The 15,472-nt window shown below is 74.0% G+C and carries 10 protein-coding genes and 1 pseudogene; 5 read left to right on the top strand and 6 right to left on the bottom strand.

Annotated elements, in window-relative coordinates; translation table 11 throughout:
- Positions 1–76 precede the first annotated feature (76 nt).
- Positions 77–4,879 carry an Lhr family ATP-dependent helicase gene (locus G7070_RS07090; protein WP_206080000.1) on the top strand — a complete coding sequence of 1,601 codons (4,803 nt, stop codon included), beginning with the start codon at positions 77–79 and terminating at the stop codon, positions 4,877–4,879.
- Positions 4,880–4,912: 33 nt separating this feature from the next.
- Here G7070_RS07090 and G7070_RS07095 read toward each other — a convergent pair whose 3' ends face one another.
- Positions 4,913–5,251, bottom strand: coding sequence for a VOC family protein (locus G7070_RS07095; protein WP_166233092.1), 339 nt, complete (start codon positions 5,249–5,251; stop codon positions 4,913–4,915).
- An 807-nt stretch (positions 5,252–6,058) separates the two neighbouring features.
- On the opposite strand from G7070_RS07095, the pseudogene G7070_RS07100 reads away from it, so the two are divergent.
- Both G7070_RS07100 and G7070_RS07105 read left to right on the top strand, forming a co-directional pair.
- Positions 6,059–7,428 (top strand): annotated as a pseudogene (locus G7070_RS07100) (L-serine ammonia-lyase).
- 70 nt (positions 7,429–7,498) lie between these two features.
- Entirely contained in the window at positions 7,499–8,404 is a 906-nt protein-coding gene (locus tag G7070_RS07105; RefSeq protein WP_166233094.1) for a hypothetical protein, read from the top strand.
- A 41-nt stretch (positions 8,405–8,445) separates the two neighbouring features.
- On the opposite strand, the gene G7070_RS07110 is transcribed toward G7070_RS07105, so the two are convergent.
- The 3 genes from G7070_RS07110 to G7070_RS07120 form a co-directional block, all read right to left on the bottom strand.
- Complete coding sequence (locus G7070_RS07110; protein WP_166233096.1) at positions 8,446–10,440, bottom strand: M3 family metallopeptidase; 1,995 nt, start codon at positions 10,438–10,440, stop codon at positions 8,446–8,448.
- Positions 10,441–10,554: 114 nt separating this feature from the next.
- Positions 10,555–11,055, bottom strand: a complete 501-nt coding sequence (locus G7070_RS07115; RefSeq protein WP_166233098.1) for a hypothetical protein — start codon at positions 11,053–11,055, stop codon at positions 10,555–10,557.
- A gap of 8 nt (positions 11,056–11,063) precedes the next feature.
- Positions 11,064–12,251 (bottom strand): serine/threonine-protein kinase, encoded by a 1,188-nt coding sequence (locus G7070_RS07120; RefSeq protein ID WP_431977936.1) that lies wholly within the window; start codon positions 12,249–12,251, stop codon positions 11,064–11,066.
- Between the two features lie 129 nt (positions 12,252–12,380).
- Here G7070_RS07120 and G7070_RS07125 point away from each other — a divergent pair, with 129 nt between their 5' ends.
- Positions 12,381–13,169 (top strand): SDR family oxidoreductase, encoded by a 789-nt coding sequence (locus G7070_RS07125; protein ID WP_246227465.1) that lies wholly within the window; start codon positions 12,381–12,383, stop codon positions 13,167–13,169.
- Here the strand turns inward: G7070_RS07125 and G7070_RS07130 are convergent.
- Together G7070_RS07130 and G7070_RS07135 are read right to left on the bottom strand one after the other, a co-directional pair.
- Positions 13,159–13,584, bottom strand: coding sequence for an EVE domain-containing protein (locus G7070_RS07130; protein WP_166233104.1), 426 nt, complete (start codon positions 13,582–13,584; stop codon positions 13,159–13,161). The two genes, G7070_RS07125 and G7070_RS07130, sit on opposite strands and share 11 nt — an antisense overlap.
- 296 nt (positions 13,585–13,880) lie before the next feature.
- Positions 13,881–14,774, bottom strand: coding sequence for an EamA family transporter (locus G7070_RS07135; RefSeq protein ID WP_166233106.1), 894 nt, complete (start codon positions 14,772–14,774; stop codon positions 13,881–13,883).
- A gap of 47 nt (positions 14,775–14,821) precedes the next feature.
- Between G7070_RS07135 and G7070_RS07140 the strand changes: the two genes are divergently transcribed.
- Entirely contained in the window at positions 14,822–15,322 is a 501-nt protein-coding gene (locus G7070_RS07140) for a MarR family winged helix-turn-helix transcriptional regulator (protein ID WP_166233108.1), read from the top strand.
- Positions 15,323–15,472: the final 150 nt, after the last annotated feature.

Consider the following 15,472-nt stretch of genomic DNA (forward strand, 5'->3'; position numbering starts at 1 on the left):
CTCCCGCGGCGCGCCGGCCCGTTCGCCCGGCGCGTGACCCGTGGGAAATGTCGGGGCGGGCTGGCAGGCTGAACGCGTGAGCGCGCCCGCGAGCAACGACGCGCTGGAGCGATTTTCGCCGGCGACCCGGGCGTGGTTCTCCAGCAACTTCGCCGCGCCCACGCCCGCGCAGGCCGGCGCCTGGGACGCGATCACCTCCGGCGACCACACCCTGGTCGTCGCCCCGACCGGCTCGGGCAAGACGCTGGCGGCGTTCCTGGCGGCCATCGACCGGCTCGCCACCGAGCCCGCGCCCGACCCGATGCGGCGCTGCCGGGTGCTGTACGTCTCCCCGCTCAAAGCGCTGGCCGTCGACGTCGAGAAGAACCTGCGGGCGCCCCTGGTCGGCATCGGGCACGCGGCGACCCGGCTGGGGCTGCCGCCGCCCGAGGTGAGCGTCGGCGTCCGCTCGGGCGACACGCCGGCCGACCAGCGGCGGCGGTTCGCCAAGCAACCCGACGACATCCTCATCACCACCCCCGAATCGCTGTACCTCCTGCTCACCTCGCAGGCGCGCGAGGCGCTGCGGGGCGTCGAGACCGTGATCCTCGACGAGGTTCACGCGGTGGCGGGCACCAAGCGCGGCGCCCACCTGGCGTTGAGCCTCGAGCGCCTCGACGCTCTCCTGGACGCCCCCGCGCAGCGCGTCGGGCTGTCGGCGACGGTGCGTCCCCTCGACGAGGTCGCCCGCTTCCTGGCCGGGGGCCGCCCGGTCACGACCGTCGCGCCGCCCGCCGAGAAGGCGTGGGACCTCGCGGTGCAGGTCCCGATCGCCGACATGGCGAGCCTGGACGCCGTCGACGCCGACGCCGACCCGTCGGCCGGCGGAGCGCGGCGGCGGCCCTCGATCTGGCCGCACGTCGAGGAGCGGATCGTCGACCTCATCGAGGCGCACCGCTCGACGCTGGTCTTCGCCAACTCCCGCCGCCTGGCCGAGACGCTCACCACCCGGCTCAACGAGATCGCCGCCGAGCGCGCCACCGGCGCCGACCCGCGCGAGTCCGCCGACGGCATGGCGCCCCCGCCCCACTCGACCGGCTACGGCACCACCTCCTACGCCGCCCCCGCGCCCGCGGAGATCGCGCGGGCCCACCACGGCTCGGTGTCCCACGAGCAGCGCGCCGAGACCGAGGAGGCGCTCAAGGCCGGACGCCTCCCCGCCGTGGTCGCCACCTCCAGCCTCGAACTCGGCATCGACATGGGTGCCGTCGACCTCGTCGTGCAGGTCGAGGCGCCCCCCAGCGTCGCGTCCGGGCTGCAGCGCGTCGGCCGCGCCGGCCACCAGGTCGGCGCCACGTCCGAGGGCGTGTTCTTCCCGAAGTTCCGCGGCGACCTGGTCGCCAGCAGCGTCATCGTGGAGCGGATGCGCGCCGGCGCGATCGAGGCGCTCACCGTACCGGCGAACCCGCTCGACGTCCTGGCCCAGCAGATCGTCGCCATGGTCGCCCTCGACGACTGGAGCGTCTACGACCTCGAGGCGACCCTGCGCCGGGCGGCCCCGTTCGCGACGCTCACCCGCGGCGTCCTGGAGGCGGTGCTCGACATGCTCGCCGGCCGCTACCCCAGCGAGGAGTTCGCCGAGCTGCGCCCGCGTCTGGTCTGGGACCGGGTGGCCGGCACCCTCACCGGACGCCGCGGCGCCCAACGCATCGCCGTCACGTCGGGCGGCACCATCCCCGACCGCGGCCTGTTCGGGGTGTTCATCGCCGGCGACGGCCCCGGCCGGCGCGTCGGCGAGCTCGACGAGGAGATGGTGTACGAGTCCCGCGTCGGCGACGTCATCACCCTCGGCACCTCCACCTGGCTCATCGAGGACATCACCCACGACCAGGTGCTGGTCAGCCCCGCGCCCGGCCAGGCGGCGCGGCTGCCGTTCTGGAAGGGCGACACGCTGGGGCGTCCGGCCGAGCTGGGCGCCGCCGTGGGGGCGTTCGTCCGCGAGGTGGGCGGCCTCGAGGCGGACGCCGCCCGGCCGCGGCTGGCGGCGTCCGGGCTGGACGCGTGGGCCGCCGACAACCTGCTCGCCTACCTCGCCGAGCAGCGCGAGGCGACCGGCACCCTGCCCAGTGACCGGACCATCGTCGTCGAGCGGTTCACCGACGAGCTCGGCGACTGGCGCATCGTCGTCCACTCCCCCTACGGCGCGAAGGTGCACGCCCCCTGGGCGCTGGCCATCGGCGCGCGCATGCGGGAGCGGTTCGGCGTGGACGTCTCCGCGATGCACGCCGACGACGGCATCGTCCTGCGACTGCCCTACCTGGGGGACGCCGACGCCGACACGAGCTCCGGCGGTGGGCTGCCCGCGGACCTGCTGGAGCAGATCCTGCTCGACCCCGAGGACGTCCGCGCGTTGGTGACCGAGCAGGTGGGCGGCTCGGCGCTGTTCGCGGCCCGGTTCCGCGAGTGCGCGGGCCGCGCGCTGCTGCTGCCGAACCGGCGTCCGGGCAAGCGGCAGGCACTGTGGCAGCAGCGGCAGCGGTCCGCGCAGCTGTTGGAGGTGGCCAGCCAGTACCCGGGCTTCCCGATCGTGCTCGAGGCCGTCCGCGAGTGCCTGCAGGACGTGTTCGACCTGCCCGGCCTCGTCGACCTGATGGGGCAGGTGCGCTCGCGCGCCGTCCAGGTCGTCGAGGTGACCACGCCCACGCCCAGCCCGTTCGCGTCCAGCCTGCTGTTCGGCTACGTCGCCCAGTACCTCTACGAGGGCGACTCGCCGCTCGCCGAACGCCGCGCCGCCGCCCTGTCCCTGGACCCCGACCTGCTTGCCGAACTGCTGGGCACGGCCGAGGGACTGAGCCTGCGCGACCTGCTCGATCCGGACGCCCTCACGCGCACCGAATCCGAACTGCAGCACCTGGTCGAGGGCCGCAGGGCCCGCGACGCCGACGAGCTGCACGACCTGTTGCGCGTGCTGGGCCCCCTCTCGGAGGCCGAGTTGGCCGCCCGGTCGGCCAGCCCCGCAGACGTCCCCGCCTGGCTCGCCGCCCTGGCGGAGGCCCGCCGCGTGATCCCGGCCTCCCCCGCGTCCGCCGCGGCCGGGTCGCGGGACGCCTCCGTGCCCGAGGTTCCCGCCCACGCCGTGCCCGACCTCGACGCGGCGTGGACCCTCGCCGTCGCCCCGGGCTCCGGGGCCCACGACGCCCCGACGCGCGAGAACGCCGACCCCCCGTCCCGGCCGACCGCCGAGGCCCCACCATCCCCCGAGCGCCGGTGGGCGGCCGCCGAGGACGCGGGCCGGCTGCGGGACGCCCTGGGCCTCGCGCTGCCGCCCGGGCTCCCGGTCGCGTTCACCGATCCGGTGCCCGACCCGCTCGGCGACCTCCTGGTGCGCTACGCGCGAACGCACGCACCCTTCACGACCGACGACGTCGCCGCCCGGTTCGGGCTGGGCCGGTTCGTCGTCGAGTCGGGCTACCAGCGGCTCGCGCAGGACGGCCGCGTCGTGCAGGGCGACTTCGTGCCGCCGGGCTGGCGGCACCCCGACGGCACCGCGGCGTTCACCGACGGCCGCGAGTGGGTCGACCCGGGCGTGCTGCGGATCATCCGGCGCCGCTCGGTGGCCGCGCTGCGCGCCGAGGTCGAGCCGGTGCCCGCGGAAGACTTCGCCCGATTCCTGCCCGCGTGGCAGGGCGTCGGCGGCGCCTACCGCGGCATCGACGGGGTGCTGCGGGCCGTCGAGCAACTCGCGGGCGTGCCGCTGCCCGCGTCCGCGGTCGAGACGCTCGTCCTGCCCGCCCGCGTCCGCGACTACGCGCCGGCGATGCTCGACGAGCTGTGCGCCTCAGGCGAGGTGGCCTGGCGCGGCCAGGGGTCGCTGGCGGCGTCCGACGGCTGGGTGACGCTGTGGCCGGCCGATCTCGGCGTGCTGGGTGGCCCGATCGCCGAGCCCGAGGGCGACCTGGAACACGCCCTGCTCGCGGCGCTGCGCGACGGCGGTGCCTCGTTCTTTCCGCCGCTCGCGGACGCGGTGGGCGACCCCGGTGGGATCGCGGCCGCCAACGCGCTGTGGTCGCTGGTCTGGAAGGGCCTCCTCACCAACGACACCCTCGCGCCGCTGCGCGCCCGGCTCGGGGGCGGCACCCTCACGCACCGCCGCCGGCCCGCGCCGCCGCGCACCCGCTACGGACGCCCGCGCCTTCCCCGCACCCCCCGCACGGACGCGCCCCGCGCCGTCGGCGGCCGCTGGTCGCTGTTCCCGGACGCCGACGCCCAGGCCCCCGAGGAGCGGCTCGTGCTGGCCTCGGAGCTCCTGCTGGACCGCTACGGCGTGGCGACGCGCGGCTCGGTGCAGGCCGAGGGGATCGAGGGCGGCTTCGCCGGCGTCTACAAGGTGTTCAGCGCCGCCGAGGACGCCGGACGCCTCCGCCGCGGCTACTTCGTCGAGGGGCTCGGAGCCGCCCAGTTCGCGACCACCGGGGCGATCGACCGGCTCCGGGCCACCGGGCGCCCGCCCGCGCTGGGCGCGACGCCCGAGCCGCCGCGGGCCCTGGTGCTGGCGGCGGGCGACCCCGCCAACCCGTTCGGCGCGGCCCTGCCGTGGCCCGAATCCGGGGACCACCGCCCCGGACGCAAGGCGGGCGCGCTGGTCGTCCTGGACGCCGGGCGCCTGGTCGCCTACCTGGAGCGCGGCGGCCGGACGGCGCTGACCTGGCCGGGCGAGGAGGGGGCTGCGGTCCGCGCCGCGGACGGCCTGGCCGACCTCGTGCGCGCGGGCCGGGTGGCCGCGCTGACGGTCGAGCGGGTCAACGGCGAGGCGGCGCTGGGATCACAGGACGCGTTCGTCGCCGCGCTGCTGGCCGCGGGCTTCCATCAGACGCCCCGCGGCGTCCGGCTGCGGCGCTGAGCGCCCGGCTTCGGCCGGCTCCGAGGCCACGCCTCAATGCTGGGCGATGCAGAACTGGTTGCCCTGGGGGTCGGCCAGCGTGATCCAGCGGAACGACGCGTCGCCCCGCTCCGCGACCAGGGTCGCACCGGCGGCCATGAGCTCGTCGCGGGCGGCGTCCAGGTCGGGCGCGTTCAGGTCCAGGTGGACCCGGTTCTTGCCGGGGGTCGGGTCGTCGACCTTCTGGACGGCCAGCAGCGGCGTCGCGTCGATGACGTAGAACCAGCCCTCGTTCTCCTGGCTGATCGGCGCTCCGAGGCGCTCGGACCACCACGCCGCCAGCGGTGCGGGGTCGGACGAATCGATGGTCACCATGCCGAGCGTCAGCGTCATGCGCCCAACCTAATCGCGGCGCCGGTGGGCGTCGAGGGTGCGCCCGGTCTCACGGGCACCCGCGTGCGCCAGCGTGCGACCCGCCGGACACAGCCCCTCCGGAGGCGGCCCTCCGGCGACTACCTCCGGACGCCACGAGGGGCGTGACCGGCTGGTCACGCCCCTCGTGGGTCACTCACCTCCAGATCCCCTGGCGCGGCGTGCGCGACCGGGGCGGAACCCGCCACCATCACGCCTGCCGCCAGCACGAACGACACGATCGCGGCGAGGACGCTCCTCAACCGCTTCGCACCCCCGTGCTTCACACTTCGAGCACTCAAGGCTCCCCTTTGACAGTCAGTCGAACCGGCACCAGGGGGCTTGCACCTCCGGTCGGGACGCGACCCTGTCGTGTGGGGGGCGGCTCCGGGCGGAGGGGTCACAGAGATGACGCCTCGTCTGGCGCAAGCAGACTAACGGAGCACAACGGCGTTCTCCAACATCGTTATGAAGATGAACACACCGTTACACAGAAAAACACAGACCTGCGGGGAAACCGGTTGCATTCAAGTCCCCCTACGGAGGACAAGGGTGCGGCGCTCGAGGGAGGGTGTCAGGAGTCGGCCAGCAGCGGGGTGATGGCCATCGCGACGACGAGGGAGACGGTCAGAAGGACGAGGATCGAGGTGAGGAAGATCATGGCTCAAGCCTGCTCGTTCACCCCGACATTCCACATCGGCTCGGGGGCCCGATCGGCGTCCACCCGGCGGCGCAGGGGAACCCCCCGACCGGCGTGCCACGGACGCACTCCCCGACTACGCTCGGTGTATGGCTCTCAGCGTGTTCGATCTCTTCTCCATCGGGATCGGCCCGTCCTCGTCGCACACCGTCGGCCCGATGCGGGCGGCGGGCATGTTCCTCGACGAACTGGGCGAGCGCCTGGACGCCGTGGCCCGGGTGCGCTGCGACCTGTACGGATCGCTGGGGGCCACCGGGCGCGGGCACGGCACCGACAACGCGGTGATCCTCGGCCTGCTCGGCGAGCGGCCCGAGACCGTCGACCCGCGCGAGGTCGCCGGCAAGGTGCGTGCCGCCTACGCCGACCACACCCTCGATCTGGCCGGACGCCGCTCGATCGCGTTCGACCCCGGCTCCGACCTCATCCTCGACGGCTCGATCGAACTGCCCACGCACCCCAACGGGATGGTGCTCACCGCCTTCGACGCCGCGGGGGCGTCGTGGAGTCCTCCACCTACTACTCCGTGGGCGGCGGCTTCGTCGTCGCCGGGGACGCCGCGGCGTCCGACCCCGTCGTTCCCGACGACGTGTCGATGCCGCACCCGTACCACACGGCCGCCGACCTCATGGAGATCTGCCACCGCACCGGGCTGTCCATCGGCCAGGTCGCGCTGGAGAACGAGCGGGCGCTGCGCCCCGACGCCGAGATCAAGGCGGGGCTGGCGCGGATCTGGTCGGTGATGCAGGAGTGCGTACAGCACGGCGCCGAAACGGAGGGGCGTCTCCCGGGCGGGCTCCGGGTGCTGCGCCGCGCTCCCGCGCTGCACGCCAAGCTCGTCAGCGAGGGCAGCAACACCAGCGACCCCCTGCGCGGCCTGGACTGGATCACGTTTTACGCGCTCGCCGTGAACGAGGAGAACGCGGCCGGCGGCCGGGTCGTGACCGCCCCGACGAACGGCGCGGCCGGCATCATCCCCGCGGTGCTGCACTACTACTGGAACTTCGTGCCCGGCGCCGACGAGAAGGGCGTGGCCCGGTTCCTGCTCACGGCGTCCGCGATCGGGATGATCTTCAAGAACACAGCGTCGATCTCCGGCGCCGAGGTGGGGTGCCAGGGCGAGGTGGGGTCGGCATGCTCGATGGCGGCGGCCGGGCTGGCCGCCGTCCTGGGCGGCACCCCCGAGCAGGTCGAAAACGCCGCCGAGATCGGCATGGAGCACAACCTCGGCCTCACCTGCGACCCGGTCGGCGGCCTGGTTCAAATCCCGTGCATCGAGCGCAACGCCATCGCTTCGGTGAAGGCGGTCGCCGCCGCCCGGACAGCGTTGCGCGGCGACGGCTCGCACATCGTGAGCCTCGACAACGTCATCAAGACCATGCGCGACACGGGGCGCGACATGCAGGCCAAGTACAAGGAAACGGCGTTGGGCGGGCTGGCCGTCAACGTCATTGAATGCTGACCAAATGGTTCTGACTACGTAATTCAGGATTTCAGGGAGCGATTCGGTCCAGATCCGGCAGAATGTTCCTGTGGAACGGGTCATCGAGGGGCAGCCCGGGGACGAGGTCCCCATCTGGATTCAGGACCGCGGTGGCGGTCAGATGCGCCTGCGCGGTCACATCGTCATCGAGGACCTGCGCCCCGTCCTGACGACGATCTCCTCCAAGCAGGGCGCGAACGGGCCCCAGAACCCCGTCACCCAGTACATGCTGTCCGAGGCGTCGAGTTACCTCGCCGACCGGCTGCTCGACGACGCCTTCCCCGGCGACGACGGCCGCTACTCGGTGCCGCGTCTGCTCTCCAGCGCGCTCGGGCACCAGCCCTTCATCGAGACCGTGCTCGGCATGAGCCAGCACCAGATGCTGCGCCGCTGGCCGCTGGCGTCCGACTGGTACACCGACGTCGTCAACTACATCATGCGGCCCGCGCGCTTCAGCGACCCCGCCTCGCCTTTGGGCCCCCGCCTCATGGAGAAGGCCCGCGGGCCGCTCGGGGCGCTCATCCGGTTCTTCATCGACGAGTCCTACAAGGAGGCCGCGGCGTCCAAGACGATCCGCGTGGCCGAGGCGTTGCAGACCCTGTGGCCGGACTACCCACCGGTGCGCAACGCGATGGGGGCCTACCGCGAGGAGTTGCTGGTGCTGCACGTGCCGCTCTACCACGCGCTGCTGGACGCCTACGACCTGCGTCCCCACCAGGACGTCGACGTGAACGCCATCAGCTGGGCGTTCAACGGGCTGCACGCCCGCAACGTCGTGGAGCAGTTGGCGGGGCAGCATCCGATCCACGTGGATCAGCGCGGCCACGAGTGGACGCTCGCCGCGTACAACTGCCTCCTGCTGGTCGCCGGCTCCTGCACGGACGCCGCGGGCACCTCCCTGACGCCCGAGCAGCTCGCCACGCGGGCCCCCGTGCGCCCCATGCAGCTGCCCTGAGCCGATCCCCGGCGGCGGTCGCACGGACCGCCGCGCCGGGGTCAGATCTCGAGGCCGAGGCGGTCCAGCAGCGGGCCGACCTCCGGGTCGCGCCCGCGGAAGCTGCGGTAGGTCTCCAGCGGGTCGACCGAGCCGCCCGGGGCGAGCAGGGTGCGGCGGAAGTGGTCGCCGTTGGCGCGCGTCCCGCCGCCGACCTCGTCGAACCAGGCCACCGCGTCGGCGTCCATGACCTGCGACCACGTGTAGCCGTAGTAGCCCGCGGCGTAGCCCGAGCCCCAGATGTGGTTGAAGTAGGCCGACCGGTAGCGCGGCGGCACCAGGTCGGAGTCGACGCCCCAGCGGGCCAGGGCACGGGCCTCGAAGTCCTCGACCTCCTCGGCGGACGCGGGCAGCGCCTCCAGCGGGGTCTGGTGCCAGGCCTGGTCGAGCAGGGTCGCCGCCATGACCTCCAGCGTGCTGAAGCCCTGGTTGAACGAGGCCGCCTCGGTCAGCTTGGCCAGGAGTTCGGCCGGCACGACGCGTCCCGGCTGCTCGAACCAGTGCTCGTTGACCTGGGAGGGGAACTCCACGAAGTCGCGCGGGGTCGACGTGCCCGACCGCGAGGGGTACTTCGAGTCCGCGAACAACCCGTGCAGGGCGTGGCCGAACTCGTGGAACATCGTGCGGACGCCGTCCCAGCTGATCGTGGTCGTCGCCTGCGTGTAGTTGCAGTTGTTCGTGACGACGGGGAGTTGCTTGAACACGGTGGTCTGGTTCACCACCGGCGTCATCCACGCGCCGCCCTGCTTGGTGGGGCGGGCCCAGAAGTCCATCAGGAACAGGCCGATGGGGCTGCCGTCCTCGTTGTGCACCTCGTACACGTCGGCGTCGGGGGTGTGACCCACGAGGTCCGGGCGCGGCGTGAACGTGATGCCGTACAGGTCGTGCGCGGCGGCGTAGACGGCGTCCAGCACCTTGTGGACGTCCAGGTGCGGCGCGAGCTCCTCGTCGCTGATCCCGTAGCGCTCGCCCCGCACGATCTCGGCGACGTACTCCCAGTCCCAGGGGGCGAACTCGGCGCCGGGCTCGAGCTCGGCGAAGCGGGCGGCGAAGTCCTCGGCGTCCCGGGCGGCCTGCGCCTTCGCCGCGCGGCCGAGCGGCTCCATCAGCGCGTTCACGGCGTCGGTGGTCTTGGCGCAGCCCGACTCGATCGAGAGGGCGGCGTAGCTGTCGTAGCCGAGCAGCGCGGCCTTCTCGGCCCGGAGGCGGGCGATCTCGACGATGATGCCGCGCACGTCGTGCTCGCCCGCGAGCCCGCGGTTCACCGACGCCTCGAAGAGCCGGCGCCGCAGGTCGCGGCGGCGCAGCTTCGCCATCAGCGGCTGCTGCGTGGTGTTCACCAGCTCGATCCGCCACGAGCCGTCCTCGGTCGCGAGGGTGTCGATCTCCTCGTCGGTGAGCCCGTCGAGTTCGGCGCGGTCGGTGACGACGACCGCGCCCGCGACGCGCCCGTCGCGGTTGGCCTGCTGGAACTTCGTACCGAGCTCGGCCAGGCGGGTGTTGAGGGCGCGCAGCTTCTCCTGGTCGGCCTCATCCAGCGCGACGCCCGCGCGGGTGAACGACCGGATGGTCTCCGCCAGCAGCCAGGCGTCCTGCGGGTCGAGCTCGACCTCGCGGGCCTCGGCGCGGGTGGCGAGCTCGGTGAACCGGTCGAACAACGCCCGGTCGAGCAGGATCGCGTCGCTGTGCTGGGCGAACTTCGGGCTGAACTCCTCGTTCAGAGCGTCCAACTCGGGCGAGGAGTAGGACAGCCAGACCGCGTGGAACGCCAGCATCGCGCGGTCGAGCAGTTCCGAGGACGCCTCGTAGCGGTGCAGCACGTTCTCCACCGTGGCGGGCTCGGCATCGGCGGCCACGTCGGCCAGCGCGGCGCGCTGCCGCTCCATGGCGGCGACCATCGCCTCCCGGTAGTGCTCGGGCGTCAGCGCGGCGAAGTCCGGAAGCTGGTAGGGCAGCGGGGAGCGTTCGGCGAGCGGGTTGTCGGCGGAGATCGTCATGCTGCCAACCTACCCAGCGCGCGGGGTGCTGGGGGCGGCGGCGCCCTCACCGCGTCCGCGCGGTCCCGGCCCGGACGCCGCCCCCGCCGGCCTGGCCCGCCGGACGCCGCCGCGCTACAGGGCCGCGCGGACTCCGGAGAGCGCGAACTTGAGCGTCTGGGCCTCGAAGAACGTGAGGTCGCCCTTGGACTCGGCGTCGTCGACCTGACCGGCGAACTTCTCCAGCGCCTGGCTGGGCTTCTTCCCCGCCGTGATGTCGGCCGACGCCGACTGCCACTGCTGCTGCAGCTTGATGACGGGCGGCGAGTCGTCGCCCTGCAGCGCCGAGAAGGCGGCGTCCACCCCCTTGACCGCGCTGGCGATCGCGGCCTTCTTGGCCGCCGAGCCGATCGCGGAGGTGGCCTGGTCGACTGGCGAGGTGGTCCGCGGGGTCGTCGTGGGGGCGGTGGTCCTGGGCGCCGTGGTCTTCGGGGCGGTCGTCTTGGGCGCGGCGGTCGTCGTGGTCGGCTTGGCGCTCGGCGATCGGGTCGCCGAGGTCGGCGAGGCACTGGGGGTCGCGGCGACCGGCGCCACCACCTGGTTGCCGATCGCCCACATGATGGCGAAGACGAGCACGGCCGCGATCAGGACGGCGATCCAGGCGGCGGCCGTCCGGAACCGCCTCGGGTCGGGCGCGCCGCCCCGGCCCCCGGGGTCGGGCGCGAATCCGGCGCGGCGGGCGCTGGGGGCTCACCCCCGTCACCGGCGAACGCGTACGCGCCCGGCATCGCCTCTTCGGCGCCCGCGGGCAGCACGCGCGTCGCGGCCGGCAGCACCGTGGTGGGCTGCACCGCGGGGCGGGGCGTGCCCGCGTCGGACTGGATCGGGACCGGCTGGATCCGGGTCGCGTGCGGGACGCCCACCGGCTCGGCGCGCGTGGTCGCGGGGAGCACCGCGGTGGGGTCCGGCTGCACGGACGCCGCCGCGGCGGGGATCGCGGCCGCGGCGGCCGCGGCGGCCGGCAGCACGGTCGTGGCGTCGGCTCCCGGGTTCGTCTCGAGGTGCGCGAGCGCCGTGGAGACCAGCGCGCCGGTCGGCCGTGCCGTGGCGTCCTTGGCGAGCATGCGCGTGACGAGGTCGGCCACGGTCGCCGACACCTCGGGGCGGCGCGCCCGCACGTCGGGGACGGGCTCGGTGAGGTGCCGGTTCGCCACCTGGATGGCGTTGTCGCCGGCGAAGGGCGGCTTCCCGGTGAGCATGGCCATGAGGACGCCGCCGAGCGCGTAGACGTCGGACGCGGCGGTCGCCCGCAGACCCTGGGCCTGCTCCGGGGACATGTAGGCGGCGGTCCCCAGCGTGGTCGCCGGGGCCGTCAGGTTGACCTCGGCGTCCTTCTGGGCCAGCGCGATGCCGAAGTCCAGCAGCTTGACCGAGTCGCCATCGACCATGATGTTGGCGGGCTTGATGTCGCGGTGCACCACCCCGATCGCGTGCGTCGCGACCAGGGCGTCGGCGACGCGCCGGGCCAGCGCCACCGCGCGGCGTTCGGGCAGCGGCCCGTCCTGCCGCAGGATGTCGGCCAGCGTGCGCCCGGGCAGCAGTTCCATGACGAGGTAGGCGAGGCGTCCGTCGGTGTCGGCGTCGAAGATCGTGACGATGCCGCGGTGGTTGAGCCGTGCGGTGGCGAGCGCCTCCCGGTGGAAGCGCTGGCCGACGGACGTGTCGAGGCTCTGGCTGAGATCGACCACCTTGATGGCGACCTCGCGGCGCAGCCGCTCGTCGGTCGCCCGGAACACCTGGCCCATGCCGCCGCGCCCCAGGCGCGCGTGCAGGCGGTACCGCCCCCGACCAGATCGCCCTCACGCATGGTCGCCAGTCTAGGTGGGACGCCGCTGGCGGCCCTCAGCCCGCGGCCGGAACCCGGGTCCGACCGGGGTCGGGCGATGCGGGAGGATGGCCGCATGAGCACACCACTGACCGAGCGCCGCGTCGCCCTCGTCACGGGGGTCTCCCGGCGCGGCGGCATCGGCTTCGCGATCGCCTCGCGGCTCGCCGCCCTGGGCTTCGACCTCGCGCTGACCCACTACGCGCCCCACGACGAGGGGCTGCCGTGGGGCGGGGACGACGTCGCCGCGGTGGTCGCCGGCATCGAGGCCCAGCTGCTGCCGGGACGCCGCGTCGTCGACCTGAGCGCCGACCTGGCCGACCCGGACGCCCCCGCGCGCGTCGTCGCGTTCGCCCGGGAGCGGCTCGGGCACGTGGACGCCCTGGTGGCCAACCACGCGCGCTCCGGCGGCGACGGCCCGCTGCTCGCCTCGACGGCGGCGATGCTGGATGGGCACTGGGCGGTGAACGCCCGCAGCGCGCTGCTGCTGGCCAAGGAGGTGGCCGCGCAGCACGACGGCCGCCCCGGCGGCCGGATCGTCTTCCTCACCTCGGGCCAGCAGCTCGGGCCGATGCCCGACGAGGTCTGCTACGCCGCCGCGAAGGCGGCGCTCGCCGGCATCACCCCGACGATCGCGCACGAGCTCGCGCCGCGCGGCATCACGGTGAACTGCGTCAACCCCGGCCCCGTCGACTCCGACTCCTACGTCGACGCCGCCCTCCGGGAGCGCCTGAAGGACAGCTTCCCGTTCGGCCGGTGGGGCGAGCCGGACGACCCGGCGCGCCTGATCGCGTTCCTGGTCGGCGACGACGGCCGCTGGATCACCGGTCAGGTCATCAACACCGAGGGCGGGTTCATCCGCTGACGCCGGGGAACTCCCCTAGGGCGGCCGCGGCCTCGGCGTCCAGTTCGAAGAAGCCGAACCGCAGCTTCGAGGTCGGGATCAGGTGGCGCACGTCGGCGAGCGGGATCGGGTCGATCACGCGCAGCCGCGCCGCGCGACGGAAGCCGCCGGGGATGACCGGCGACGGCTCGGGCGCCTCGCCGGTGACCTCCCCGACGATCGTGAGCGCCTTCAAGGGTTCGCCGTTCGGGTAGGTCGTGGTGGGCGAGTAGACGACGACGCGGTCGCCCACCGCCATGCGTGCCAGCGGGGCGCGCTTGCCGTGGTTGGCCATCACGAAGCCGCCGTCCACGCCGCGCCGGGCGTGCTCGAGCGAGGCCACCAGCACCCAGGTGCGCGGCGCGGTGGGTTGGTCCGGGGGTGCGGAGGGTTCCATGGGCGGGACCCTAGCGAGCGGCTCCGACAAGACGTGGGGACGCAGGGGCAGCCGGCACGTCCCGGGTGTCGTTCTGGTGCCCCGAGTGCGAAGCCCGGTTGGCATCGGGCCTTGTCACGGCGATCCGGCGGGCGAGGATCCGCGACCAGTGGCACAGGAACGACACTCATCAGCGAGTGCGGCGGGAGCCGCCGCGGGCACGGGCGCGACGGGCACGGGGCGCAGCGGGCACGGGGCGCAGCGGGCACGGGGCTCGGCGGGCACGGCGGACTGGTGTGCGCGGAGGGAGCGACCTGTCAGCGGGCGCGGCGCCGCCAGGCCGCGCGGGCGGCGTCCATCACGGCGGGTTGGCCCAGCAGGACGCCGGCGAGCACCAGCGCGGTTCCCAGCGCCTGGAAGGGGCCGAAGTTCTCCCCCACCAGCACGACGCCCAGCAGGGTGGCGGTGAGCGGGTTGAGCAGGCCGAGCGTCCCGACCGCGGCGGCGGGCAACAGGCGCAGGCCGCGGAACCAGCACAGGTAGGCCAGCAGGGTCGCCACCAGCGCGAGCCAGACGTACGACCCCGCCGCGGCGGGGGTCAGCACGGGCGGCGGCCCCTCGATCGCCAGGGCGAGCGGCAGCAGGAACAGCCCGCCCGCGACGAGCTGCCAGGCGGTGAGGGTGAGCAGATCGACCGGGGGCGTCCAGCGCTTCACCAGGACGAAGCCGGTCGAGGTCACCAGCACGGACGCGATCGCGGCGAGGACACCCACGGCGTCCACCACGAATCCGGCCCGCAGCACCAGCACCGCGACGCCCACGAGCCCGAGCAGCCCACCCAGGATGGCCGCCCGCCGGGGCGACTCGCGCAGCAGCAGCCAGGCCAGCAGCATGATGGCGAGCGGGCCCGTGGCCTGCAGCGTGGACGCCAACCCGCCCGGCAGGCGGTAGGCGCCCACGAACAGCAGGGCGAAGAAGCCGCCGAAGTTGAGGACGCCGAGCAGCGCCGCCTTCCACCACCAGTCTCCGGTGGGCAGGCGGCGGACCCACAGCAGCAGGATCAGGCCCACGGGCAGGCAGCGGATCATGGCCGAGAACAGCGGCCGCCCCGGCGGCAGCCAGAGCTGGGTGATCGCGTAGGTGGTCGCCCAGGCGATGGGGGCGAACGCCGTCAGCGCGATGTCGCGCCAGGTGACCCGTTTGGCTTCCACGGAAGGAAACCATACCTTCCATGGAAGGAATCGCCTAGGCTGGCCCCATGGACGCTGTGGATCGCATCGTCGAGCAGTGGCGCCGCGAGCGCCCCGACCTCGATCCCTCCCCGATGCTGGTCGTCGGCCGACTGCACCGGCTGGCCTCACTGCTGGAGGCCGAGTTGCGGCCCGTGTTCGCCGACGCGGGCCTGGGCGACGGGGACTTCGACGTGCTCGCCACGCTGCGCCGGGCCGGCGCGCCCTACCTGCTCACCCCGGGTCAGCTCGCCGCCCACACCATGGTCACGACCGGCGCGACGAGCAAGCGGCTGGACCGGCTGGAGGCCCGGGGGCTGATCGCCCGGCAGGTCCGCGAGACCGACGGCCGCGGCCGTCACGTCCGCCTCACCCCCGAAGGCCTGGCCACGGTGGACGCCGTGGTCGCCCGCCACGTCGCCAACGAGGAGCGACTGGTCGCAGCGCTGCCGCCGGACGACCGGGAAGCGCTGGCCAGGCTGCTGTCGCGGTGGCTGCGCGCCCTCGAGCCGGGTGCCGAACAGCGTTAGGATCGGCAGCCCGACCGCAGCCACACCCCGACAGGAGCCGATCATGAACGAAGGCGGCCTCGATCTGACGGTGGTCCTGGGCATCCTCGCCCTGATCATCGTCCTCGTCACCGTGATCGCGATCGTCCGCCGCCGCCGCAGGTAGTCCAG

The sequence above is a fragment of the Propioniciclava coleopterorum genome (assembly GCF_011393335.1).
Lineage (GTDB): Bacteria > Actinomycetota > Actinomycetes > Propionibacteriales > Propionibacteriaceae > Propioniciclava > Propioniciclava coleopterorum.

Coding starts and splice junctions, on each gene's coding strand:
- G7070_RS07125 (WP_246227465.1), top strand. CDS start 12,381: ATGAGCACACCACTGACCGAGCGCCGCGTCGCCCTCGTCACGGGGGTC.
- G7070_RS07095 (WP_166233092.1), bottom strand. CDS start 5,251: ATGACGCTGACGCTCGGCATGGTGACCATCGATTCGTCCGACCCCGCA.
- G7070_RS07110 (WP_166233096.1), bottom strand. CDS start 10,440: ATGACGATCTCCGCCGACAACCCGCTCGCCGAACGCTCCCCGCTGCCC.
- G7070_RS07130 (WP_166233104.1), bottom strand. CDS start 13,584: ATGGAACCCTCCGCACCCCCGGACCAACCCACCGCGCCGCGCACCTGG.
- G7070_RS07140 (WP_166233108.1), top strand. CDS start 14,822: ATGGACGCTGTGGATCGCATCGTCGAGCAGTGGCGCCGCGAGCGCCCC.